Here is a 25,385-nt window from a genome sequence, read left to right as displayed (position 1 = left end):
CCGAAAAGGGGGAAGGAAACAATGATCGATTATGCATGGCTCATACCGCTTTTCCCACTTGCCTCGTTTTTTTTGCTCGTTATGTTTGGAGGAAAGTTGAGGGAAGGAAGCAGCTTACTTGGGATCTTCCTCACATTTCTCTCCTTTGTGGGTGCCGCGGTAGTATTAATAGAACGATTTTCATCAGAAACAGTAAAGCATCAGTGGTTATGGCTAAGGGTTGGAGATGTAGATCTCTCGTTTGGTTTTGAGATTAACGCATTAAATGCTTTAATGCTTTTTATTGTGACACTCGTTAGTTTCCTGGTGCACGTGTATTCAAAAGGGTATATGCATGGCGATGAAAGATTGCCCACCTTTTATGCATATTTAGGGCTCTTTACATTTGCGATGCTGGGGCTTGTTATCTCAACGAATTTATTGCAGCTTTATATATTTTGGGAATTAGTTGGACTTGGCTCGTTTTTACTCATTGGGTTTTATTTCTTTAAAGCAGAAGCGAAGGCTGCTGCGAAAAAGGCTTTTATTATGACGCGTATTGGAGATGTAGGTTTATTTATCGGGATGATTTTACTCTTCTGGCAGGCTGGTAGTTTTGAGTATAGTGCTATTTTTAAGGCAATGCACACAGGAGATATATCCCCTGGCATGATTACACTCACGGCAATTTTAATCTTTATTGGTGCGATGGGGAAATCAGGTCAGTTTCCGCTTCATACGTGGTTACCAGATGCGATGGAAGGACCAACGCCTGTGTCGGCACTTATTCACGCGGCAACGATGGTTGCAGCAGGCGTGTACTTAGTAGCAACGATGTTTCCACTATTTTCAGCAAGTCCTGTGGCGATGCAAACAGTCGCGGTTATCGGTGCCTTTACTGCAATCTTTGCCGCATCCATCGGTCTCGTACAAACGGATATAAAAAGAGTCCTTGCCTATTCAACGGTCAGTCAGCTCGGTTATATGATGCTCGCGCTTGGCTCGGCAGGGTACGTGGCTGGCATCTTTCATTTAACGACACATGCTTTCTTTAAGGCGCTTCTTTTCTTAGCGGCAGGAAGCGTCATTCATGCAGTGCATACGCAAAACATTAATGAAATGGGCGGATTGCAGAAGAAAATGAAAGTGACAGGGCTACTCTTCTTAATCGGCACGCTAGCGATTAGTGGTGTTCCGCTCTTCTCAGGTTTTTTTAGTAAAGATGAAATTTTGGCTAGGGCGTGGATGCACGGTAATTATGTTTTATTTGTCCTCGCGGTTCTTGCGGCATTCTTAACGGCGTTCTACATGTTCCGGTTATACTTTCTCGTTTTTACAGGGGAAGCGAAGAAAGAAGAGGATGTGCATGAATCTCCTCGCGTCATGACAGTTCCGATGATTGTCCTGGGTGTTCTCGCGGTTTTGGCGGGCTACATCAATACGCCGTGGTTTGGAACATTCCTTGGGGACTGGCTTACAAAGAATGTCCCGTTTCAAGTAGAGCAAAGTCATGGTCCGGTGTGGATTATGATTGTTGCAGCGCTCGTTTCCTTTGCAGGCATTTTCTTAGCATATCTCATCTATGGGAAACGCTCTATCTCTAGAGACTGGGCTGGCGGAAGAGAAACAGTCTTATATAGCCTCCTAAAGGAAAAATATTATGTAGATGAAATATATAATGTGACTGTGCTCCCGCTCGTAAAAGGGATCGCTTATGTACTTCGCTTATGTGAAGTATATATTGTCGAAGGAATTGCCCAGTTCATCGCGGGTATTGTGAGGGGAGCAAGTGCTGCTGGTTCTAAACTTCAAAACGGAAACGTACAAGTATACGGAACTGCGGTGGCTGTTTCTTTGGCAGCATTAGTTGTCATTCTGTTATATACAGGGGGGTATTGGCAATGAATGCATTCTTATTATCGTTCTTCATTTTCTCCCCGCTTCTTGGGATTCTCTTACTTACGTTAACACCGAAAACGGAAGTGCGTGCAGTGCGGGGCCTCGGTTTGTTCGGAACAATTCTTCCGCTTGGCATCGCGATGGTTTTAGCTGGTACATACGCTTCCGGAAAGAGCTTAACAATCTTTGCTGAAAAGGTGAAATGGATTCAATTTGGAAGCTTTTTGAACGTAGATGAAAAGTTGTTTTCGATTTATTACGAGCTTGGCATCGATGGTTTCTCGCTTGTCATGATGATATTGACGGCACTTTTAGCAACACTTGCGGCGATTGCTGCCTTTTCCATTCAAAAGAATATAAAAGGTTTTTACATGCTTTTATTGACACTTGAGGTTGGGATGCTCGGTGTCTTTGCTGCAGAAAATTTACTTTTATTCTTTGTCTTCTTTGAAATTACATTACCACCTATGTTTTTGTTGATTGGAAAGTGGGGGAAATTGAACAGTGAAAAAGCTTCCTATAGTTATTTGATTTATAACGGAATTGGATCAGCAATTTTACTTATCGTTTTCTCTATCCTTTTTGCAAAAACAGGTACAACAAATATTACAGCGTTAAAAGATATTTTGACTGGGGCGGAAACGTCGCTCCTAGGCGATATTTCAAATTCATTGCAAAGTGGATTATTCATTGCTCTTATGATTGCCTTTGCGATTAAGTTACCGGTATTCCCTTTGCATCGCTGGATGGTGAATGTGCATGTCGAGGCCCATCCTGCAGCGGTAATGCTCCATGCGGGTGTTCTGCTCAAAATCGGGGCATATGGCATCGTTCGCTTTGGAAAAGGGCTATTCCCAGAGCAGTTTCAAGACTTTGCAACGTTTATGGCAATTTTAGGAGTAATCAATTTGCTGTACGGTGCTTTCCTAGCGATGATTCAAACAGATTTCCGAAAGGTACTTGCCTACTCCAGTATTTCGCATATGGGAATCGTGCTAATGGGACTTGCAGCACTTAACGCCCCCGGCATAAAGGGAGCACTATTTCAAGTCGTATCCCACGGCTTGATTGCAGCGTTACTATTCTTTCTGCTCGGCATGATTGAGCGGCGCTTTGACACTTCTGATATGACGAAGCTTGGTGGCCTCGCCAAACAAGTTCCAGTGTTAAGCGGCTTCCTATTAGCAGGAGGTATGGCATCGCTTGGCCTCCCAGGAATGTCTGGATTTGTTAGTGAGTTTCTGGCCTTCCTTGGACTATTTCAAGGGGAGCCGATCATCGCCGCAGTTGGTGCACTCGGTATCATTTTAACCGCGGTATATGTCTTAAGGGCGACGCTTCAAGTGACATTTGGAAAGAAGGAATTGGAAACAAAGCCGGATGTCCGCGGCTGGGAATACGTTCCGATTGTACTCTTACTAACGTGTATTATCGCAATCGGTGTGATGCCAGAACTATTAGGGGCGCCACTACAATACACAGTGAAAATATTGGGGGTGAGATAGGATGGATATGAATACATTACTTAGCTTATCTTGGCATCTAATGGTACCGGAGTTCATCATTCTTGGGGCGGCCATCCTTCTCTCGCTTCTTGATTTATTTTTGAAGTTTGATCGTAAGTATTTAGGGATTGGTGCGATTGGTAGTGCGGTGCTATCACTTATCGCGTTAATTATGCTATATGGTGAACCAGCTGGTGATATTTTAAGCGGTTCGTTTGTATTAGATGGATTTTCAAAAGGATTTAAAACGTTACTATTAATTGGAGCTGTTCTCGTTTTATGTATGGCGATGAGCGATGATAAAAAAGAGCCGATTCAAGATAAAGGAGAGTACTATTACTTATTTTTAATGGCAGTTCTCGGGGCAATGTTCATGGCATCGAGTGTTGATTTTATTACGCTCTTTATTGGCCTAGAGTTGTTATCACTGTCTTCGTACATTTTAGTGGGGATTCGAAAGAAAAATCGTGCTTCGAATGAAGCGGCGATGAAATATGTCATTAATGGCGGAATTGGAACGGCCATTACGCTTTTTGGAATGAGCTATTTATATGGGATTACGGGTGCGACTAATATAATTGCGATGCAGGAAGTTCTGATGCAAGGTGTGGATGGAAGCATCAGGCTTTTAGTATCACTTGCTTTCTTGCTTCTGTTTGTTGGTTTATCCTTTAAAATTGCGACAGTGCCGTTTCATATGTGGGCGCCAGATGTATATGAGGGTGCCGCGGCACCTGTTACAGCTTTCCTCGGGACAATCTCTAAAATCGCCGGATTTATTATGATGATCAGATTGTTCCTTATGGTATTCGGCGGTATACCGATTCATGGAAGTGAGCAATCCGTATTCAGTAATATGAGTATATATATTGCGATTTTAGCCGGAATTACAATGATTATCGGTAATGTCGTAGCGTTAAAGCAATACAGCGTGAAGCGTCTGTTTGCCTATTCTGGTATAGCTCATGCTGGATATTTACTCGTTCCACTTGTAGCGTTATCGCCATTTACGATGGATAGTATGTGGTTTTATATGTTGGCATACGTGCTGATGAATATAGGAGCTTTTGCAGTCATCCACGGATTAATCTTACAAAGTGGAAAGGAAAATTTAACAATTTTCTCTGGTTTATACAAACGTTCTCCATTTATCTCTGCGGCGATGACCATCTTTATTCTATCTTTGGCAGGAATTCCAGGAACAGCTGGTTTTATCGGAAAGGTTAACATTTTTTTAAGTGCCTTTACAGCTAGTCCAGCTCATTACGTGCTAGCATCAGTCATGATGGGCACAACCGTTATCTCATTTGTATATTATTTCCGTATTTTGCAGCAAATGTTCTTTCGAAAGAGCAGTGAAGAAGACCAGGTACACGTACCGATTAACTTGAAAATTGTTATTAGTTTTTGTGCAATTGCAATCGTATTACTCGGGATTCTGCCGGCGATTGGCTACAATTTCTTTTATGAATATTTTCCACTCATGAAAGATTTCTTCTTTACGGGGAACGTGGTACAATAGTGAAAATAAAAAGTGTAGGGTCACCACTCTACGCTTTTTATTGTGGAGCAGAAGCGTCTAGTAAGACGGAGATGTTTCCGCGGTAGTGCCCCCTTCAGCTTCTTTTGAAGGGAGAACTTTATACTGCCTATTTATAGGCGGGAAAAAGTGTGGTTTCCATTTATATGGGATCGTTTTGCATCCTAAGTAATGGTAAGCCAAACAAAAGGAGTCGATTTTTTTGGCGCAACTTTTAGGGCAACAAGCACTGATTGCGATTGTTTCGCATTTATTGTTTATTACCATTACGTGGTGGGCCTTACAAGGTATTCATATCGAACGCCTGATGAAGTCTGGGAAGGTATTGCAAACGAGGATTTTGCTTATTCTTGTTACGATTGCAATCGGGACATCTGTCAGCAACTTTTTCCTTGATTATTTAGGGTATTCGAAGAGTTTAACGTATTTAGTAAAGTAAGTGTATAGAACCTCATATCTCCGTTAACAATGGGGGTAGGAGGGGATGAAACTTGAAAAGTTTGAAAACAATTCTTATTGTTGTCGTAAGTATTGTCGTATTCTTGGTCGGGTATAAACAGATAAAGCCCGTAAGTGACGAAGAGAAAATGGAGAGTATGATTGCAGCTCTTGAAAAAAACGGAACAGAGATAGAGCGGTGGTCATGGTTAGCACGAGAAACCAAAACCATTTCTACTATACATACGTTTCAAAAATTGTTAAATGAAGTGAAAGAAAAAGCGAATATTCAAAAATGGGAATTGGAACAGTCTCATGATGGATATAAAGCAACGGCATACAAAAAATTTTCTTCCCATGAAGAACGAATAGTAGTAACTTGGAGTAAGGAAAATACTAAAGAAAACACTTTTATTATCTTTGAAGTGAGTGGGTCAAAATGGAACCCTAAAAACATTCAAAAAATGGATAAAATTTTTAGTACAAAACCTAAAATTTACACTTGTGTTCAAGGTGTACTGAATGATAAGATTGAAGGTGTTTTGCAAAATAAAACCAATCAGGTTTTGAAAGATCTTTCAGCAAGAGCGATCGAAGAGATAGAAGAAAGAGCATTTGTGTCAGTCTCCGCATATAATAAAAAGTGGAATGACGCTCTTTCAACAAATAGAGAGAAAATCAATGTGCAAATAGCAATACGTTCTACAGACAACAAAGATACAATTGTGGTTGGCACACCGATCATAACTTCTGAGTATTGAATAGATATTGAAAAAAGGACACGGAGGGGAATAAATTGGAAAAAATCATCGTCCGTGGCGGAAAGCGGTTGAACGGCACAGTGCGTGTTGAGGGCGCGAAAAATGCTGTATTACCAATAATCGCTGCAGCCCTATTAGCGAGTGATGGAAAGAATGTACTATCTGAAGTACCAGTTTTGTCTGATGTATACACAATTAATGAGGTATTACGTCATTTAAATGCTGAAGTCGTATTTGAAAATAATCAAGTAACAATCGATGCTTCAAAGGATTTAAATATTGAAGCACCATTTGAATATGTACGAAAAATGCGTGCGTCCGTTCAAGTAATGGGACCACTATTAGCACGTAATGGCCGTGCTCGTATTGCACTTCCTGGTGGATGTGCGATTGGTTCACGTCCAATTGACCAACATTTAAAAGGCTTTGAAGCAATGGGAGCGAAAGTAAAAGTTGGGAATGGATTTGTTGAAGCTTATGTAGATGGACAATTACAAGGTGCGAAAATTTACTTAGACTTCCCAAGCGTAGGTGCAACAGAAAACATTATGTCTGCTGCTACATTGGCAAAAGGGACAACAATCCTTGAAAACGCAGCGAAAGAACCAGAAATCGTTGACTTAGCTAACTTCTTAAATGCAATGGGAGCAAAAGTACGCGGAGCTGGAACTGGAACGATTCGTATTGAAGGCGTTGATAAATTATATGGTGCACACCATTCTATTATTCCTGACCGTATTGAAGCAGGAACATTTATGGTTGCAGCAGCAATTACTGGTGGAGACATCTTAATTGAAAATGCTGTGCCAGAACATTTACGCTCTATTACAGCGAAAATGGAAGAAATGGGTGTTAAGGTGATTGAGGAAAATGAAGGCGTACGTGTTATCGGACCAAGTAAATTAAAAGCCGTTGATATTAAAACAATGCCTCATCCTGGTTTCCCAACAGACATGCAATCACAAATGATGGCATTGTTATTACATGCTGATGGAACGAGCATGATTACAGAAACGGTATTTGAAAACCGCTTCATGCATGTTGAAGAATTCCGTCGTATGAATGCAGATATTAAAATTGAAGGACGTTCTGTTATTATGAATGGACCTAACAACCTGCAAGGTGCAGAAGTAGCAGCAACTGACTTACGCGCTGCAGCGGCATTAATTCTAGCTGGTTTAGTATCAGACGGTTACACACGTGTAACAGAATTAAAACACCTTGATCGTGGATATGTAAACTTCCATGAGAAACTAGCTGCATTAGGTGCAACAATTGAACGTGTAAACGAAAAAGTAGAAGAAGTGAAGCAGCAACAAATTTCTGATCTTCACGCTTAATTAAAATCGTCTCTATGTCTTTTGACATGGGGGCGATTTTTTTTCTATTACTGTTATAGTCAAGAAATACTCGGCTTATGCACGTTTCATTAAAAATATTTGGAAAATTCGTTTGTTTGAAAAGAAATTTTACTACTACTTCTATGAGAAGAACTTCCTTCCGATATGTTCTAAAAACTTGTCATGCCCCATAAGAATGAAATGAATCCAATTTCATATCGGGGGAAAAAGATGAAAATTTCAAAGCCACTTTTCATTACAATAGCGCTCTTAGTGGCGCTCGTCATTATTGTACCGACCGTACTTGTCATTCCGTTTACGAAAGAGAAGGTAAGTCAGCCGCCTAAAAATCCTCCAGCTGTGCAAAATGTGCCAGCCCCTGAAAAGGTAAATACTGCTGTGCAAGTCGCTGTGTATCGCAGTCAGCAAAAGAAGGTAGAAACAGTGCCGATGGAAGAGTATGTTGCAGGTGTAGTAGCTTCTGAGATGAATGCTAGCTTTGAAATAGAGGCATTAAAGGCACAGGCATTAGCGGCAAGGACATTTATTGTACAGCGTATGTTAAGTGGAAGTAAGGAAAATAATGCGGATGTGACAGATACGGTCAAGCATCAAGTCTACCATAGTAAAGAAGAATTAAAGAGGACATGGGGCAAAGAGTATGAGAAAAACTTGAAGAAGATTGAAGAAGCTGTATCTGAAACAGCCGGACAAGTTTTAACTTATGAAGGTACTCCTATTACAGCGTCCTTCTTCTCAACAAGTAACGGCTATACAGAAAATGCTGCAGACTACTGGGGAAAGGACTTACCATATTTGAAAAGCGTAGACAGTCCTTGGGACCAAGCTGCTCCGAAATTTGCGAGTGAGCAAACTTTTACTGTAGCTGATTTTCAAAAGCGCCTTGGCGTAAAGGTGTTGGAAAACGGAAAAGTCGGTAACATTAAAGAACGTACAGAAGGAAAACGAGTGAAGGATGTAGAGTTTCAAGGAAAAACATTAACAGGAAAAGAAGTGCGAACGAAACTAGAGTTACGCTCTTCTGACTTTACGTGGAAACAACAAGGAAATAACATTGTCGTCACAACGAAAGGGTATGGTCATGGCGTTGGCATGAGTCAGTATGGTGCCAATGGAATGGCGAAAGAGGGAAAAGGGTATACAGATATTGTTGCTCATTACTATAAAGGGATCGAAATTAAGACGCTAAACGATTATGAAGGAAAGTTAATGGCGAAGAACTAAATAAGACGTAGTACCGAGTCCATCATACTAGATGGGCTTTTTCCTTACTGAATTTTGTTCATACAAATGATCTGCATACCAAAAATGTTTGGATATGCAGATCATTTGTATGATAAATATTAAAATAATTGCAGAATAATAAACCTACATTACTGCTTTTAAAAGTTCTTGTACTAATGGGATTACACCACCGATAAATTTTAATACAGCCATTGCGATTTCCATACGATTACCTCCTGTTTGTTGAAATATTAAAATATATAAAACCTTGATACCTCGATTATAGTAAGCGATTTCATGTTTATCAATGTGTTTTTAAATGCAATTTTGCATAATGAATTATAAATCAAGTAATAAATAATTCATGTGGTGAAATATTACTTGTGGATGCGTTCTATAAAGCAGAATTGATTTAAAACTTAGCTTCAGTTTCTCTTGTATGTGTACACTAATAATCTTGTGAAAATAAATGATCTGTTTTATAGGATGTGTTTATGTATAGTAGAGGGATTAGGGCTTTAATACACAATTATGAAGGTAGTTCAAGTCGAAAGAGGGGGATGTTCAAAAGTAGCTATTCAGCTACTTTTGGATATCTCCTTTTTTTTGAAGAGAAGACAATTAGATAATAAGATGTCATTTTTTGTAGAAAACAAAAGAAAGGTTACAATATTTTGTCTAGATGTGCTGTGTTATAATACAGATGTATGTATATATGTAAAATAATAACAGGGGGCATGGAATATGATGATGGATGTACCACTCCTCATTCCAGCAATGTTGGAGAGAGCAGAGAAATATTTTTCAAAGAAGGAAGTTATTTCACGTACTGCATCACGCATTCAAACATTAACATACGGAGAGATAGCGAAACGGACAAGGCGGCTTGCAAGTGTATTAAGTAAAATGGGAATTGAAAAGGGAGATAAAGTCGGAACAATTGCTTGGAATCACCACCGCCATTTGGAAGCATATTTTGCGATTCCAGGAATTGGAGCGGTGTTACATACGATTAATTTACGACTTTCCGCAGATTACATTTCATATATCATTAACCACGCCGAAGATAAAATCATCCTTGTTGATGAAGATATGGTTCCCGTACTCGAAAGTATTCAACACGAAATTCCTCATGTGAAAGCATTTATTATTATGACAGATGATCACGAACTACCTCACACAACACTATCACCAGTATATCATTACAACAAACTACTTGAAGACGGCGACGAAACATTCCCATTCCTAACAAACTTAGATGAAAAAGAACCTGCGGGTATGTGCTACACTTCCGCAACGACAGGGAAACCGAAAGGCGTTGTGTATACACATCGTAGTATAGCGCTCCACAGTTATACGCTCGGCCTTGTAGACGGCGGTAATATATCAGAAGAAGACACTTGTATGCCTGTCGTTCCGATGTTTCATGTAAACGCATGGGGGCTTCCTTTTGCTAGTACATGGTTCGGAATAACACTCGTTTTACCAGGACCACACTTTACTCCGGAAATTTTAGCGCAGCTTATTGAACGTGAGAAGGTGACGATTACTGCTGGTGTACCAACAATTTGGATTGGTCTATTACAAGAACTTGAAAAGTCCCCGTATGATATTAGTAGTATTCGTACGATATGGTCAGGTGGGTCAGCAGCTCCGACAAGTATGATTCGCACCTATGAAGAGAACTACGGAATTGCTTTTAGGCAAATATATGGAATGACCGAAACCAGTCCAGCTGTTGTCATTAACTGTCCAAAATCATATCAGCGTGATTTACCAAAAGAAGAATATTACGAATTGCGCTCCCGCCAAGGTTACTTATTCCCAGGCCTTGAAATGAAGGTAATTGGTCAAGATGGAGAAATTAAGTGGGACGGGAAAGAAATGGGTGAACTGTGCCTCCGCGGACCATGGATTGCTGGTAGTTATTATAAAGACGAACGCACAGAAGAGTCGATGAAAGACGGTTGGCTCCATACAGGGGACATTGTCAAAGTCGATCCTGAAGGGTTTATCAAAATTGCTGACCGGACGAAAGACTTAATTAAAAGCGGCGGTGAATGGATTTCCTCTGTTGATCTAGAAAATGCTTTAATGGCCCATGATAAAGTACTAGAGGCATCCGTCGTTGCCGTTCCGCATGAAAAGTGGCAAGAACGCCCTGTTGCCTGCGTTGTTTTAAAAGAAGGACAAGCAGTAGAACAAGAAGAGCTCTATGCATTATTAGAAGACCAGTTCCCGAAATGGTGGATGCCAGACGATATTTTATTTGTCGAGGAAATCCCGAAAACATCCGTCGGGAAATTCCTGAAAAGAGCGCTGCGTGATCAGTTGAAAACTTATATGGTGAAGCAGAAATAATAGTTGTATGCCGCTCGCTTAGAGTAATATATCGGTGCTTCGATAAAATATATCATACAAATCAATCAAAAAGGGGCTAAATGAGCTCCTTTTTATTTTCGGAATAAATATCATAATTTTCCATTAGTTGTTTGATATAATAAGATAAAAACAATCTGGGGGAGAAAACATGGCGTTACTGGAGCTAAAACAATTGGGTAAGACGAACCAGTTGCAGGTGATTCAGCTTGAAATTGAAAAAGGGCAATGTGTTGTGCTGCAATGTAACAATCATACGGCGAAGGTTTTGCACCGCATTATAATCGGCGAGGAAGAGGCATCGACTGGGAGTGTTCTATTTGACGGGGAGTTGATTCAAAAGCAAGCTTACTCGCGCATTGGTTTTTGCTTTTTAAAAGATGAAGCATACAATCGCTTGAAAGTAAAAGAATATTTCGCCTTTTTATCTGGATTGTATGACTCGAATATTAGCATAGAAGAAGTTGTCCAGTATGTTGGTTTACTAGATAAAATGAACGTTAAAATTGAAAAGCTATCATTTTCTGAAAAACGTCGTCTTCATATTGGCCGGGTCATGATTCATAATCCGGATTTAATTATTTTGGAAGAACCTGAACAAAATGTAGATATAGAAAGCACAATTATCATTCGAAAAGCAATTATGAAGATGAAAGAACAGGGAAAGGCCATCTTTATTACATCATCCTTTTTATCGGATGCACTTTCTCTAACAGAAGATGTGTATATATTAAATCCAGATGGCGTTAAAAAAGTAGAAATTGAGCAGGAAGAAGATGAGGAAATAGACTCAGAAAACGTCGTGCAAATGATGCCGCAAATGAAGCTTGAGAGAATCCCTGCGAAAGTGAATGATAAAATCATTTTGCTTGATCCAATGGAAATTCATTTTATTGAGACGCAAAATGGAACGACGCATATTCATGTTCGCGAGGGAGACTTTGTATGCGCGTTAACATTAAGTGAGTTAGAAGAAAGGTTAAAAGGGTTTGGATTCTTCAGATGTCACCGTTCTTACCTTGTTAACTTACAGCGAGTACGAGAAGTAATCACCTGGACCAGGAATAGCTTTAGCTTAATTTTGGATGATGAACGAAAAAGTTCCATTCCACTTTCGAAAGGGCGAATGGATGAATTAAAAGGTGTGATTGGGCTATAAATGATGCTCCACCCAGCTGAAAATAAGATTCATTCACCGGTAATAATACTCCTTTTATTGGCATTTCACTGCAGAGCTTCTTTGTTTTTCATATGATTAGGTCAAGAAAAGCGAACACAACAAGCAGAGGCGGCAAATGAGCTGCTGAAGCGAAATGATCTATAAAAGAAAAACAAAGGGGATGGCGAAATGACATTGGCAATTGAAATGAAGGATGTAATGAAAACCTTTCATGAAAAAACAGCACTTCGAAATGTAAATATTGAAGTGAAGCAAGGGGAGATCTTCGGATTTCTTGGACCGAGTGGATCAGGAAAAACAACAACAGTGAAAATCTTAACTTCTCAATTGCTTCACAGTGTTGGAAAAGTGAGAGTACTAGGGAAAGATATTACAGGGCCAAATAGTATCGATTATAAACGAATTGGCATTTTAACAGATAACAGCGGCTTATATGAAAGACTTAGCATTTATGATAACTTACTATTATTTTGCGACTTATATGATTGTAAAAAAGAACGAATTGATGAAGTGCTATCGCAAGTGAACTTAATAGAAGATAAAAAAACACCAGTAAAGAAATTGTCAAAAGGAATGAAACAGCGTGTAACTTTAGCACGAGCAATCCTGCACAAACCAGATATCCTCTTCTTAGATGAACCGACATCAGCACTTGATCCAGTCAATGTTCAAAACATTCATAACATCTTAAAAGACTTAAATAGAGAAGGAACAACGATCTTCTTAACAACACACAACATGGATGAAGCAGAAACACTTTGTAATCGTATTGCCTTCTTATGCGGTGGTGAAATTGTAGCACTTGATACACCAGAAAATCTTCGTCTACAATACGCAAAAGACAAAATTGAAGTTGTTTTAAAAGATAAGAAAAAAGAAACAGTGCAAAAAGATGAATTAGGCGCAAAACGTATTTCAGAATGGATGAAAAAAGGAGAGCTTTTATCAATTCATTCTTATGAGCCAACACTAGGGGATATCTTTATTGAAGTAACTGGGAGGGGATTATAATGACATTTTCAATGAGACGTTTATCAGCTATCTTACGTAAAGAGATGCAGGATTTGAAAAATAACGCACAAATATTATTGATGGCAATTTTACCACTTGGATTGGCGTTGTTTTATAAGCAAATGGGAGATGGTAAGGAGTTTATGGGAGGGATTGTAATCGTCATGGTATTATGTATGGTTACAACAATCTCGCAGGCAACCCTTATTGCAGAAGAGAAGGAGAAACATACGTTACGTGTGCTTATGCTATCTCCTGCATCGTCAGTTGAAATTATTATTGGAAAAGCACTACCAATCATTATTTTAACGTTTGCTATAAGTTTTCTTAATTTATTTATATTAGATATTTTACAGGGAAGTATTTTGCTCATGTTTATGGTGATTTTATTAGGAACATTGCTATTTATCGTATTTGGGACAATTATTGCTCTTTTAGCTAAAAATTTAGTGCAAGTTTCTGTTATTGCATCACCGATTGCAATGATCTTACTCATGGCTCCATTTTTAAGTCATTTTATAAAAAATGATGTTTTGAAAAAAGTGTTATCTTATTCACCGACAAGCCATATTTTTGATGCGGTTGTAAGTATAGTAGAGGATAAAGGTTTCTCTGCAATTGACACAAACCTATTAAATATCTCCATTTGGTTAATCATCTCAATTATTTTGTGTCTTATTGTCTACAAAAAGAAACAACTAGACTAAAAAACTGAGCCAAAGCGCTCAGTTTTTTCTTTTTTCTATCATTTCCTCGGAAATTTTGCAATTCCTATACATATTTTTACAGATTTTGTCGAAAAGTAATTAGTTATAGGTTGTATAGGATGAATGAATATTGTTCAAAATGATTGCTGAGGTGATGATAGAATGCGAGGAAGGAATAATAAAAAGTCGCGGAAGGTAGTTCATTTATTTCAAAAACGTTGGGTATTTCCTGCACTATATATTGCATGTGCAGCGATAATCTTAACAGTTGCTCTATGGTTCCAGGCAGCGAATCCAAAGAAAGCGCCTAATAACGAGCAAGCAACGCCGTACGGTCAAACGGAAAATCCAGCAGTGCCAGTAACAAAATCTTCAGAAGTGGTGAAAATGCCAGCTGCAACGAATGTAGATGTTGTTGTGAAGAAGAAGTTCTATGAGGATGGAGCACCGGAGAAAGAGCAAGAACAAGCACTTGTCTTTTATAACAACACATATTCTCCTAACAAAGGAATTGATATTGCTGCGAAAAACGGGAAGGAATTTGATGTTACAGCTGCTTTAAGTGGTACAGTAAAAAAAGCGGAAAAAGATTCACTTCTCGGTTATGTTGTAACAGTGGATAACGGAAATGGTCTTGCAACAACTTATCAAAGCTTAGGCAGTGTAAAAGTAGAAAAAGGTGCAAAAGTTGCACAAGGTGAAGTATTAGGAAAATCCGGTTTAAGCGCAATGAATAAGGAAGCAGGTTCCCATGTACACTTTGAAGTACGTAAAGATAATGTAGCTGTAAATCCAGAGCGTTACCTTAACAAACTTGCGACAGACGTAAAAGCAGAGGCAGGAGCAGCGAAAGCGACAAATGGCTCAGCTGATGAAAAAGCAACAAATGGTAAAACGGATGAAAAATCACAAAAAGAAGAAAAATCAACTTCAGCTGATGAAAAGCAGCAAAAAGAAGAGAAGTCAACGAATGGTTCAGCTGATGAAAAACAGCAAAAAGAAGAGAAATCAACGAATGGTTCAGCTGATGAAAAACAGCAAAAAGAAGAGAAATCAACAAATGGTTCTACGGAATCATCTAGCGACTCTTCTTCTACACAAGAATAGTAAAACGAAAAAATCAGTTCTCACTAGGGGAACTGATTTTTTTATTATTATATAAAAATGGTTCATTTCGAGAGAAAGATAGCAATAACAAGGAAATTGGACAGAATTCTCGAATATATATTAAGAAAAGGAGGGGATTCTATGTCGTTTTTATTTGTTCTGTCGATTGCTCTTATTTTGTTGTTTATCTTATTTACTTTATATTATTACATCGCTAGTAAGAAAGAAGTTCCCCACCATCAATTATTAGAGGAAGAATGTGATCAGGAAGAATGACGCTCCTAAAGCAGGGGTGTTTTTCTTTTTATACAACTATTGGAATTTCTGGTTTTAGCACGTATAATACTAATTGTGATTTTTACATAAGAAAGCAATATTGAGGTGCAGTATGTTGTAAAAAGTACTGTGTTTTTTTGTTGTGTTTGAGGGGGAGTTTTAACTTGGAAGCTAGAAAGGGTAAAAGTTCAAAAAAGCTGTTAATTTTTATTGCTGCAGCGGTTGTGTTGATTGGTGGAATTGTATTTGCTGTTTTTAGTAAAGGTACTAAAGAAGAGAAAGTACCTGTTTTGATGTACCATCATTTACTTAAGGAAAAAGAAAAAAATGAAAATCAGAAATTCAAGAATATGGATTCAATTTTATCGGTAGAAACATTTGAACAACAAATGAAGTATTTAGCTGATAATGGTTATAAAACGTTGACATTAGAAGAATTCGAGGGATTTGTAAAACATAAGAAAAAATTACCTGATAAAAGTGTTTTAATTATTTTTGACGATGGTTGGAAATCAAATTATGTGTATGCATATCCAATTCTAAAAAAATATAAAATGCATGCAGCGTCATTCCCAATTACATCTAAATTAAAAGATGGTGAAGAAAAGTTTGATGCGAAACAATTACAGTTTCTTAGCAAATTGGATATTCAGAAGATGAAGGATACTTTTGAATTTGGGAGTCATTCACATGATCTTCATAATGAACTTAGTAAGGGAAAGGTTGATTTTGTAACTAAACCAATCGCTGATGTAAAAAAAGATATTGAATTAAGTAAAAATGTTTTAAATACAAAATATTTTTGCTATCCATTTGGAGCGTATGATGAGAATTCAATTAAGTTATTAAAAGAATTAGGTTTCCATTTAGCATTTACTACAAATGCTGGGTATGCTAGACCAGATAATGGGCCCTTGGAAGTCAACAGCTTTGTAATGAAGCCGCAAATGAATATGGATATATTTACTGATATAGTTTCAGGTAATTATGAGGCAGTAAAAAAATAAGATGACGTTAATTAAATAATGTGTGTAAGTGAAAGAGTGTATAGGGATGATTGTGAAATCATTCCTATACACTCTTTTTTTTAATTTCTCAAACAAAATTGTAATTTTTCTTAACTTAGTCCGCAAAAATACCGAACTTGTAGCATATATCAGTAATGTGGGCAATACAATGGTATAAACCAATGCAAAGAGAGTGTTTGAGGTGAGAAATCGTGAATCATTTCATTATAAATTCCAGAATGTTTAACGCTTACAAACAGCACTCGAATTTACTTCTTAGTCATATGCAGCGAGTCTCATTTCACACTTCTCACATCCAATTTAGGGAGGCGAGTGGTGTGCACGATTACATCAAAGAGAGAACTATCAAGATTGGCAAGTATATCGTGGAGACAAGAAAAACAGTTCGTGTGATTGCGAAAGAGTTTGGGGTATCAAAGAGTACAGTTCATAAAGATTTGACAGAACGTTTACCAGAAATTAATGCAGAGCTCGCAAATGAAGTGAAAGAAATTCTTGATTATCATAAGTCGATTCGCCACCTAAGGGGCGGGGAAGCGACGAAGCAAAAGTATCGAAAAGAAGATACAGAAAAAATCGTGCGGCAATAATTCAGTATACGGCAAACATTCCTTGATCATTACGGAACATTTTTCAGAAGAATTATTTTTTCAAATATTACGTTTCCGTTAAAATTATGATAAAATCAGGAATTAGGTGTAAAAGAATTCGGGTACAACCTGATTTTGAATATCAAGGAGGAAAAAGCAGGAATGTTTGCGAGAGATATCGGAATTGACCTAGGCACGGCTAACGTATTAATTCATGTAAAGGGTAAAGGGATCGTTTTAAACGAACCGTCTGTTGTAGCAATTGATCGCAATACTGGAAAAGTATTAGCGGTAGGTGAAGAAGCAAGAAGTATGGTAGGACGTACACCTGGTAATATTGTAGCGATTCGTCCGCTTAAAGATGGTGTAATTGCAGATTTCGAGATTACAGAAGCAATGTTAAAGTATTTCATTAACAAACTGGACGTGAAGAGCTTCTTTTCAAAACCTCGCATTTTAATTTGTTGTCCAACAAACATCACATCTGTCGAACAAAAAGCAATTCGTGAAGCCGCTGAACGTTCAGGTGGTAAAACAGTATTCTTAGAAGAAGAACCAAAAGTAGCTGCTGTTGGTGCTGGTATGGAAATCTTCCAACCAAGCGGAAATATGGTTGTTGATATTGGCGGAGGTACAACAGATATTGCCGTACTTTCAATGGGTGATATTGTTACCTCCTCCTCTATCAAAATGGCTGGTGACAAGTTTGATATGGAAATCTTAAACTATATTAAACGCAAGTACAAGCTATTAATCGGGGAACGTACATCAGAAGACATTAAAATTAAAGTCGGTACAGTATTCCCAGGTGCACGTAGTGAAGAACTTGAAATTCGTGGACGTGACATGGTAACAGGTTTACCACGTACAATCACAGTATGTTCAGAAGAAATTACAGAAGCGTTAAAAGAAAACGCCTCTATCATTGTACAAGCTGCAAAAGGTGTACTAGAACGTACGCCACCAGAATTATCTGCAGACATCATTGACCGCGGCGTGATCCTAACAGGCGGCGGCGCATTACTACACGGTATCGACATGCTTCTAGCAGAAGAATTAAAAGTACCAGTACTAATCGCTGAAAATCCAATGCACTGTGTTGCTGTTGGTACAGGCATTATGTTAGAGAATATTGATAAATTGCCAAAGCGTTTATTGAAATAGTTATAGAAAAATTTTTGAAGAGGCTTACCAATAAATTTGGGAGGCCTCTTTATTTTTTTCAGATATTATTCCCTCTAAAACTCCTCATGTGAGCCGGAATTTACCTACATCTATTTATGAAAATTACTTAGATCAATCCGAAAAGGATGAACTCAATTAGTCGATATGTATGGACCTTTTGGTCGTTCTTTTTTATTTTAGGATATATAAATGTAAACAGGTAAGTATTTAAGTCGAAAAATGGTAGATTTATTAAACATAAAGGTTCAATTTTGTCAGATTTAATGATATTCTAGTATTTGTAAATTTGAAATTAAGTTTGTAAATTTTAAGTTAAGATAGGAAATTAATTCAAAATCTATTTTGGGTATGTAGTTAACAAAATTAACAAATATAGGATGGGGACGTAGTTTGTGTGTGGGAAAAGAGGGGGACAATAAAATGAAGAAAGTTTTGATAGTGGCGCAAAATTTTTATCCAGAAATCGGCAGCGCTGCCAATCGTATTAAGAATATCTATTCAGAGCTAACTGAAAAAGGATATGATGTCACAATTCTTACAACAGATCCTCGTTATCCAAATCAAAATTTATATAAAAATCAGGAATTTTGGGATGAGGAGTTCTTAGACAACGAGAAAATAATTCGTGTTAAGCCGAAAACAAGAAAGTATACGAATAACATGATTAGAAGACTGTTTTTATATTTAGAGATTACTTTTCGATTCATTATGGCTATCTTTGGAATGAAAGAAAAATATGATCATGTATTTGTTTCAACACCCCCTATTTTTATAGGCTTAGCAGGTATATTTGCGAAAAAAAGGTTAAAGGCTAATCTCATTTTAGATGTTCGAGATTTATGGCCGGAATCTTTGTTGGGGGTTGGTGTTTTCTCAAATCGATTTGTATTATCTATTGCTTATGGTTTAGAGAAGTTTTTATATCGTTCAGCGGATCGAATTATTGTAAATAGTGAAGGATTTATTCCATATATTGAGTTGAAAGGAATTCCAAGGGGCATTATATCTTTTATGCCCAATTCACTAACAGAGAAAGAATTAAAGATGGTAACACATCAGCCAGCAATGGACGCTAAGAAGCAAGAGCATATTACAGTGATTTATACGGGGAACATTGGCTTAGCGCAAGATATTAGAAAATTAATTGACGTTGCAGAGCATTTGAAGAATTACGAGCATATTAAATTCAAAATTATTGGTTATGGATTTAAAAGCTATGAAGTAGCAGAAGTTATTAAGAGAAAAAGTCTTTCCAACATACAAATTGTTAAGGCAAAAAGTCGTAGTGCTACTTTGAAAGAAGTTGCGAAGGCGCATATTGCATATGTTAGCTTAGTAGATGAAAAAGTATTTCAAACAGTATTACCAGGAAAAATAATTGACTATATGTGTATGCAGAAACCTATTGTTGGAGACGTGTCTGGCTATGCAAAGAAAGTTATTACAGAAGCAGAGTGTGGCATTATCTCACATGATCGTACAGTTGAAGAGTTAGGAAAGCATATTTTAACTTTAGCTGAAAACGAAGTGGTGAGAAGAAGGAAAGGGAAGAATGGACACGGTTATGCTTTTCAACATTTAAGGTGGAAAAACAACATCAAAGTACTAACTAACTTAATGGAGGAACAGGATGTCACAGCAGAAAGTTTGTATGTTCGTATGGAACCACTTCACAAATGATGCACGTGTTTTAAGAGAATGTACTGCATTAGCTGAAGCTGGATATGAAGTAGATTTAATATGTATTCATGATTGGAAACAACGTGACCTGCCGAAGTGGGAAATGCGAAAAGAAGGATTTACAGTTACACGTGTAAATAATCGCCTGCTGCCTTTACAGAAAGTATTTGGGGCAGTAAATCGTGTGAAGCAATTTGCTATGAAAAATGTGATTACAAAGTTACTATTTGCTGCGGGTGCTGCTTTTGCATTATGGAAGTTTCCGATTGTTACAGCAGTTTTATTGTTATTTGCCATTTTATTTTCTACAAAAAAAATTAGAACTTTAATTATTCGTTCATATATTTTGAGCCAAATGGTGAAGAATGGTTTAAAAAAGAAATATGATTTATATCATTCTAATGACCTGAATACGTTGCCACAAGGATGGTTATGTGCAAAAGTATTTAGAAAGAAAAAACTAATTTATGATTCACATGAAGTGCAGACAAGTCGTACAGGATATAACAGTAAAATTTATGGGATTATGGAAAAATTCTATTTAAAATATGCTGATGTAATGATTATGGAAAATCATACACGTGCAAAATATGCAGAGGATTTGTATGGATTCTATCCAAAAGTGATTCATAATTACCCTTTCGTTACACAACCAGAACAAAGTGATTCGGTTGATTTACATAAGATGCTAAATCTTCCAATAGAAGAACCAATACTTTTATATCAAGGTGGTATTCAAACAGGAAGAGGATTAGATAAATTAATACAAGCAGTTCCAATGTTTGACAGAGGAACAGTTGTGTTTATTGGTGATGGACGTATTAAACCCGACTTACAAAAAATGGTCATGGAATTAGGATTAGAAAACAAGGTAAAATTTATTCCAAAGGTACCCGTAAATGAATTGCTACATTATACTAAAAATGCTTATCTAGGTTTTCAGGTGTTAAATAATGTTTGCTTTAATCATTACTCAGCCTCATCTAATAAATTATTTGAGTACATGATGAGCGGAGTACCTGTTATTGCTTGTAGTTTCCCTGAAATTCAACGTGTTGTAGAAAAAGAGTACATAGGTGTTTGTGTAGATTCACATGATCCAGCTTCCATTGCTGAAGGTGTAAACTATTTACTTAATCATCCAGAAGAACGTGAAAAAATGAGACAAAATTGTTTTACTGCACGTGGGAATTATAATTGGGATAATGAAAAAAATGTCTTTGTAGATATATATAAGGGTTTGCAATAACGTAAAGAATAGAAGGTTATTTTCTATTTTTACGTTATTGTATGGTTTAGAAGATGGGAATGATGGTTGTTGAGAAAAGTGAAGTTAAGTGTAGTAATTACAAACTATAATAAAGAACAATATTTAGTTCAATGCCTTCAGTCTGTCATAAATCAAACATTAAAAGACATTGAGATTATTGTTGTAGATGATGGATCAACGGATAATAGTATAGAAGCTTTACAGTATTATGAAAAACAACATAAGCATTTAACCGTCTATACGCAGAAGAATGCAGGGGTAAGTGTTGCACGTAATGTTGGGCTTCAACATGCGAAAGGGGAATATGTTACATTTTTAGATGCAGATGATTATGTCGATCCAACAGCGTATCAAAAGTTATGGGAGCTGGCTAATCAGGAAAAAGCAGATATAGCCATCGCAAATATTACTTGTTTTAATGAGCATAGACGTTGGCCGCTTTCATATATGAAAAAAGTATTTGATAAAAAACTGCCGGTTATCAGACAGATTACAACGAATCCAGAATTACACTTTACTCCATCTGCTAGTAACAAAATATTCAAAAGAGAGTTGTGTAGACAACATGATCTTATTTTTGATGAAGGCTTATGGGTAGGAGAAGATTTATTATTCACTCAAAGATGTTTACTTCTTTCTGAACGTATTGCGGTGCAAGATATTCCACTTCTGAATTATAGAGTGTTAGATAATGGGGGGAATTTATCTAAAAAAGCGAACATTACATTTTTTGAACAGTTAGTCACCTTACAAAAGAAGTTAAAAGATTTGTATATGGATCTTCAAAAAGCCTCATCTATTCATTTTATTGAAGGAAGACAATGGAAGTTTTTTGTTGATTCTATTATTTTGAAAGGTTCTAGTTTTTCAAAAGAACAGATCTCTCAGGTTATTCAACTGGGAAATGAATTTTTATCAAACGTATGCGTTTCAAATATTACAGAGAATTTAAATATACGTGATCAATTAGTAACAGAAATGATTAAACAGAATGACTGTGTATCATTAGAAAAGTTATTAGTTATTATTCAAGATGAATCGATTTCGAAAGAACATGTTTATGAAAATGAAAATTATTATTACTACCTTTACCGATTTTTTCCTCGATATAAGGCTTTGTTGCGAGTCAGTAAGTTAATATTGAATCATCGAATCGAAGGTATAAAACTTCGTCAAGATGTTCTAACACTTAGTGGGTATGCCTTTATTGAAAATATGTCGACAAAGAGAATAAAAAAAGAATTGGTATTTCGTAAAAAAGGAACTACTAAAATAATTCAACTAAAAAGCTCCTTACGTACCGATATAACATATCTATTTTCTAACAATACCATTGATTATAATGATGCGGGGTTTGAAACAATAGAAGTCAATGTGAAAGATTTGTTAGAAGAGGGAGAATGGAAAATATCTATACGCCTCAGCATAGGGAATACTGTTGTAGAAGAACCAATGAAGGTTCTATTAGCGCAGTTACGCAATAATACAAAGCATCAAAATATAAATCCATTAGAAATTAGAATGAAATATACAAATAGTGAAGCTACAATTTACATTCGTAAGTGTAATCAGAAACAGCACATAATGAATAAATATCATGAAATAAAACGTGCAATGCGCTATGATATAGGTCTTTTAAAAAGGAAAAAGTATGCAGCATTTTTTGCAATCATAGCTTATAAATTATTTGGTTCATATTTTCGTAGAAAAAAGGTATGGTTAATTGGTGAAAGGCGAGATACAGCGCAAGATAATTCTTATCACTTGTTTACCTATATCCGAAAAGAAAACCCTAAGATTCCAATCTTTTATATTATTGATAAGGAATGTAATGACTATAAGAATATTGAAAATCTAGGTAATATTATTCAATTTGGGAGTTTTAAGCATACATTTTATTTGTTGATTTGTGATAAAACGATTAACAGTTATTCAGAAACAGCAAATATGTACACAGAAGATTATAAACATATTTTAAAGTACTATCCAGAATGGCAACAAAATAAGAAAATCTTTATTCAACATGGAGTAATAGGCGTAAGTCGAGTAAATCATGTATTAAATAAAAATCGGATGGGATATTCTTTATTTGTTGTATCTTCTCAATTTGAAAAGGATCATATTGTAAAAGAATTTGGTTATGCAGAAGACGAAGTCATCGTAACTGGGCTTGCACGCTGGGATGCATTGCAAGATGAAAGCAAAGGGAATGAAATCTTGCTGATGCCAACTTGGAGAAGCTGGATTAAAACAAAAGAGCAATTGGAAGAATCGAAGTATTGGCAAACGTATATGTCTTTTTTACAAAGCAAAGAGCTTCACCGAATATTAGAAGAAAAAGATTTAACCTTAACATTCTTCCCACATTATCAGACTCAAAAATTTGGTGCGGAAATGCCTGTATTTCATGAAAGAATTAAAGTTGTTAAGCAGGGGGAAGAAACAGTACAAAGTCTATTAAAAAGACATCAATTATTAATTACAGATTATTCTACTGTTTCATTTGATTTTGCTTATATGAAGAAACCCGTTATTTTCTATCAATTTGATTATGATGAATTTTATTCTAGGCATTATAATGAGGGGCCGATTGATCATAAACAAGATTTATTTGGTCCTGTGGTGATTGATTTAGATATGGTTTTTCAAAGTATATTACAATATTTTATAGAAGAAAATTCGTTTTTCACCTTCCAAAGTAAAAGAAAAAAATACTTAATACAAGATACACGTTTACATTGTGAGGAAATATTAAAAAATATATGTAGATTAGAGGAAAGCAAATTATGAAAGTTATTACTATTGGAACAGGAAGTCAGTTGTTATTCGAGTTATGTAACAAGCCAGGTATATCTTTAATTGATAGCATATGCAAAACAAATGTAATGAGTTTAATGTCTAAACCAATCAAAGGATTACAGCAGCAAACTAAAGTAGAATTAAATCGCTATGCACTAGAACAATTGCAAAAAGGATATTTTAAACGGTTATCTCAAAAGGTAAAAGAGAGTGATTATATCATTATAGATTTTTTGGATGAAATGTATAGTTCGGTAAAGGAAAATGGAAGTTTTATTACTTTAAATTATGATGTTCAAAATAGTTCATTAATGAAAGTTTTAAAAGAGAATGAAATTTATCCAAATGAGCTTAATGAAGAATGGTACAGTATATGCTTATTATTAATAGATGAGTTAAAAAAGTTAATTTCTAACAAAAAGATCATCCTTCATGAAATGTATTTAGCAGAAAAGTACAAAAAAGACGGGGGATTATTAGAGTTTTCTAATGTAGAAGAGATTAGAAAAATTAATAAAATTTTAAAGGGGAAATATGAATTCTTTAAAGAAAATTTTGAGGGGATTAATGTTATAAATATAAATCAGAACTATGCAGATGCTAATCATAAGTATTTATTAAGGCCGCATTTACTAAGTGTTAGTTATTATGAATGTCTGCATGATGCTTTATGTAATAATCTTACTGTGAAGCAGGAAGACAGTCATGAGGATTCAAAGAATAGAATACTAATATTCGGAAGTTGTGATTCTAGAGACATTTTTAGAGTATATGAGGAGCAAAATGGACGTCCGAAATATGAAATAATAGACTACTATGCTCGGAGCAGTTTGGCTAGTATAACATCGAAGCCAATACCATATGAAGAAGAGCAAATATCTTTGAGTAGTAATTTTAGAAGAAAATCATTACATAGAGACTTAGATAAGACCTTTGTAAAGAACTTAAAAGATATTGCTAAGAAAGTAGATTATTTAGTAATAGACTTTATGGAAGAGCGCTTTGATATTTTAAGGTATAGCAATGCATATCTGACAAGAAGTTGGGAGTATCGAGAATCAAATTTACAAAACGAGTTTAATGCTACTGTATTAGATCGATTTGATTCAGATGTAACAAGAATTTGGGAGGAGAACTGTCTTAAGTTCATTGAGGAACTAAAAAAACATTTGAATCCAAAGCAAATTATTTTAAATGAAGTTCAAATGGTAAATTCTTATTTAAAAGAAAATCAGATGCATTTATTTGAAAATCAAGACTATATTCGTAAGTTCAATGAACTATTAGCTCATTATCATCAATATTTTAAAGATAATTTTCCAGGGATAAATGTAATTAGACCGAATGATGAGGGCTATTTCTATTGCGATGCAAAACATTTGTGGGGATGCTTCCCATATCATTTTAATGATAGATATTACTTAGAGTTAGAGAAACAAATTGATGAAATTATAGGCTAGGCACAG

The 25,385-nt window shown here is 36.3% G+C and carries 20 protein-coding genes; all 20 read left to right on the top strand.

What is annotated here, in order from left to right:
• The first annotated feature begins 21 nt into the window (after positions 1 to 21).
• A complete protein-coding gene (gene nuoL, locus AC1M36_RS17360) occupies positions 22 to 1,884 on the top strand; it encodes an NADH-quinone oxidoreductase subunit L (protein ID WP_336451570.1) in 1,863 nt (620 codons plus the stop codon).
• A complete protein-coding gene (locus tag AC1M36_RS17355; RefSeq protein ID WP_336451571.1) occupies positions 1,881 to 3,383 on the top strand; it encodes an NADH-quinone oxidoreductase subunit M in 1,503 nt (500 codons plus the stop codon). The genes nuoL and AC1M36_RS17355 overlap by 4 nt, the downstream gene beginning before the upstream one ends.
• A gap of 7 nt (positions 3,384 to 3,390) precedes the next feature.
• Positions 3,391 to 4,905 (top strand): NADH-quinone oxidoreductase subunit NuoN, encoded by a 1,515-nt coding sequence (gene nuoN, locus AC1M36_RS17350; protein WP_336451710.1) that lies wholly within the window; start codon positions 3,391 to 3,393, stop codon positions 4,903 to 4,905.
• A 220-nt stretch (positions 4,906 to 5,125) separates the two neighbouring features.
• The gene (locus AC1M36_RS17345) at positions 5,126 to 5,362 is read left to right on the top strand and encodes a DUF1146 family protein (RefSeq protein ID WP_003202077.1); all 237 of its coding nucleotides are present in this window, start codon (positions 5,126 to 5,128) and stop codon (positions 5,360 to 5,362) included.
• Between the two features lie 52 nt (positions 5,363 to 5,414).
• Positions 5,415 to 6,122: a YwmB family TATA-box binding protein gene (locus tag AC1M36_RS17340; protein WP_336451572.1), complete on the top strand. Its 708-nt coding sequence runs from the start codon at positions 5,415 to 5,417 to the stop codon at positions 6,120 to 6,122.
• A 35-nt stretch (positions 6,123 to 6,157) separates the two neighbouring features.
• Complete coding sequence (gene murA / locus AC1M36_RS17335) at positions 6,158 to 7,462, top strand: UDP-N-acetylglucosamine 1-carboxyvinyltransferase (RefSeq protein ID WP_336451573.1); 1,305 nt, start codon at positions 6,158 to 6,160, stop codon at positions 7,460 to 7,462.
• Between the two features lie 231 nt (positions 7,463 to 7,693).
• Positions 7,694 to 8,707 (top strand): stage II sporulation protein D, encoded by a 1,014-nt coding sequence (gene spoIID, locus AC1M36_RS17330; RefSeq protein ID WP_336451574.1) that lies wholly within the window; start codon positions 7,694 to 7,696, stop codon positions 8,705 to 8,707.
• A 744-nt stretch (positions 8,708 to 9,451) separates the two neighbouring features.
• Positions 9,452 to 11,068 (top strand): long-chain fatty acid--CoA ligase, encoded by a 1,617-nt coding sequence (locus AC1M36_RS17325; RefSeq protein ID WP_479846074.1) that lies wholly within the window; start codon positions 9,452 to 9,454, stop codon positions 11,066 to 11,068.
• Positions 11,069 to 11,237: 169 nt separating this feature from the next.
• A complete protein-coding gene (locus AC1M36_RS17320; RefSeq protein ID WP_336451576.1) occupies positions 11,238 to 12,245 on the top strand; it encodes a LytTR family transcriptional regulator DNA-binding domain-containing protein in 1,008 nt (335 codons plus the stop codon).
• 189 nt (positions 12,246 to 12,434) lie between these two features.
• On the top strand, positions 12,435 to 13,277 hold the full coding sequence (locus AC1M36_RS17315; RefSeq protein ID WP_336451577.1) for an ABC transporter ATP-binding protein: 843 nt from the start codon (positions 12,435 to 12,437) through the stop codon (positions 13,275 to 13,277).
• Positions 13,277 to 13,984: an ABC transporter permease gene (locus tag AC1M36_RS17310; RefSeq protein WP_336451578.1), complete on the top strand. Its 708-nt coding sequence runs from the start codon at positions 13,277 to 13,279 to the stop codon at positions 13,982 to 13,984. The genes AC1M36_RS17315 and AC1M36_RS17310 overlap by 1 nt, the downstream gene beginning before the upstream one ends.
• A 162-nt stretch (positions 13,985 to 14,146) precedes the next feature.
• Entirely contained in the window at positions 14,147 to 15,091 is a 945-nt protein-coding gene (gene spoIIQ / locus AC1M36_RS17305; protein ID WP_336451579.1) for a stage II sporulation protein SpoIIQ, read from the top strand.
• Between the two features lie 141 nt (positions 15,092 to 15,232).
• Entirely contained in the window at positions 15,233 to 15,367 is a 135-nt protein-coding gene (locus tag AC1M36_RS17300) for an ABC transporter ATP-binding protein (RefSeq protein ID WP_174100448.1), read from the top strand.
• Between the two features lie 164 nt (positions 15,368 to 15,531).
• Positions 15,532 to 16,374, top strand: coding sequence for a polysaccharide deacetylase family protein (locus tag AC1M36_RS17295; protein ID WP_336451580.1), 843 nt, complete (start codon positions 15,532 to 15,534; stop codon positions 16,372 to 16,374).
• Positions 16,375 to 16,712: 338 nt separating this feature from the next.
• Positions 16,713 to 16,985, top strand: coding sequence for a sporulation transcriptional regulator SpoIIID (gene spoIIID, locus AC1M36_RS17290; protein WP_336451581.1), 273 nt, complete (start codon positions 16,713 to 16,715; stop codon positions 16,983 to 16,985).
• Positions 16,986 to 17,147: 162 nt separating this feature from the next.
• Positions 17,148 to 18,149, top strand: coding sequence for a rod shape-determining protein (mreB, locus tag AC1M36_RS17285; RefSeq protein WP_174100446.1), 1,002 nt, complete (start codon positions 17,148 to 17,150; stop codon positions 18,147 to 18,149).
• A gap of 441 nt (positions 18,150 to 18,590) precedes the next feature.
• Positions 18,591 to 19,850 carry a glycosyltransferase family 4 protein gene (locus AC1M36_RS17280; RefSeq protein ID WP_336451582.1) on the top strand — a complete coding sequence of 420 codons (1,260 nt, stop codon included), beginning with the start codon at positions 18,591 to 18,593 and terminating at the stop codon, positions 19,848 to 19,850.
• Complete coding sequence (locus AC1M36_RS17275) at positions 19,801 to 21,099, top strand: glycosyltransferase (protein ID WP_479846073.1); 1,299 nt, start codon at positions 19,801 to 19,803, stop codon at positions 21,097 to 21,099. Before AC1M36_RS17280 ends, AC1M36_RS17275 begins: the two co-directional genes overlap by 50 nt.
• A 78-nt stretch (positions 21,100 to 21,177) precedes the next feature.
• The gene (locus tag AC1M36_RS17270; RefSeq protein WP_336451711.1) at positions 21,178 to 23,910 is read left to right on the top strand and encodes a glycosyltransferase; all 2,733 of its coding nucleotides are present in this window, start codon (positions 21,178 to 21,180) and stop codon (positions 23,908 to 23,910) included.
• On the top strand, positions 23,907 to 25,379 hold the full coding sequence (locus AC1M36_RS17265; RefSeq protein WP_336451584.1) for a DUF6270 domain-containing protein: 1,473 nt from the start codon (positions 23,907 to 23,909) through the stop codon (positions 25,377 to 25,379). The genes AC1M36_RS17270 and AC1M36_RS17265 overlap by 4 nt, the downstream gene beginning before the upstream one ends.
• Positions 25,380 to 25,385: the final 6 nt, after the last annotated feature.

Source organism: Bacillus sp. Medicinal_06 (genome assembly GCF_056711665.1).
Note: the sequence above shows the minus strand (reverse complement) of the source record. Positions and strands in the feature narration are given on the sequence as shown.

Excerpts from the sequence above, each read along its gene's own strand:
- nuoL (WP_336451570.1), top strand. The coding sequence starts at position 22 with ATGATCGATTATGCATGGCTCATACCGCTTTTCCCACTTGCCTCGTTT.
- AC1M36_RS17355 (WP_336451571.1), top strand. The coding sequence starts at position 1,881 with ATGAATGCATTCTTATTATCGTTCTTCATTTTCTCCCCGCTTCTTGGG.
- AC1M36_RS17265 (WP_336451584.1), top strand. The coding sequence starts at position 23,907 with ATGAAAGTTATTACTATTGGAACAGGAAGTCAGTTGTTATTCGAGTTA.
- AC1M36_RS17310 (WP_336451578.1), top strand. The coding sequence starts at position 13,277 with ATGACATTTTCAATGAGACGTTTATCAGCTATCTTACGTAAAGAGATG.
- AC1M36_RS17325 (WP_479846074.1), top strand. The coding sequence starts at position 9,452 with ATGATGATGGATGTACCACTCCTCATTCCAGCAATGTTGGAGAGAGCA.
- AC1M36_RS17280 (WP_336451582.1), top strand. The coding sequence starts at position 18,591 with ATGAAGAAAGTTTTGATAGTGGCGCAAAATTTTTATCCAGAAATCGGC.
- AC1M36_RS17275 (WP_479846073.1), top strand. The coding sequence starts at position 19,801 with ATGTCACAGCAGAAAGTTTGTATGTTCGTATGGAACCACTTCACAAAT.
- AC1M36_RS17320 (WP_336451576.1), top strand. The coding sequence starts at position 11,238 with ATGGCGTTACTGGAGCTAAAACAATTGGGTAAGACGAACCAGTTGCAG.
- mreB (WP_174100446.1), top strand. The coding sequence starts at position 17,148 with ATGTTTGCGAGAGATATCGGAATTGACCTAGGCACGGCTAACGTATTA.
- spoIIQ (WP_336451579.1), top strand. The coding sequence starts at position 14,147 with ATGCGAGGAAGGAATAATAAAAAGTCGCGGAAGGTAGTTCATTTATTT.
- AC1M36_RS17300 (WP_174100448.1), top strand. The coding sequence starts at position 15,233 with ATGTCGTTTTTATTTGTTCTGTCGATTGCTCTTATTTTGTTGTTTATC.
- nuoN (WP_336451710.1), top strand. The coding sequence starts at position 3,391 with ATGAATACATTACTTAGCTTATCTTGGCATCTAATGGTACCGGAGTTC.
- spoIID (WP_336451574.1), top strand. The coding sequence starts at position 7,694 with ATGAAAATTTCAAAGCCACTTTTCATTACAATAGCGCTCTTAGTGGCG.
- AC1M36_RS17315 (WP_336451577.1), top strand. The coding sequence starts at position 12,435 with ATGACATTGGCAATTGAAATGAAGGATGTAATGAAAACCTTTCATGAA.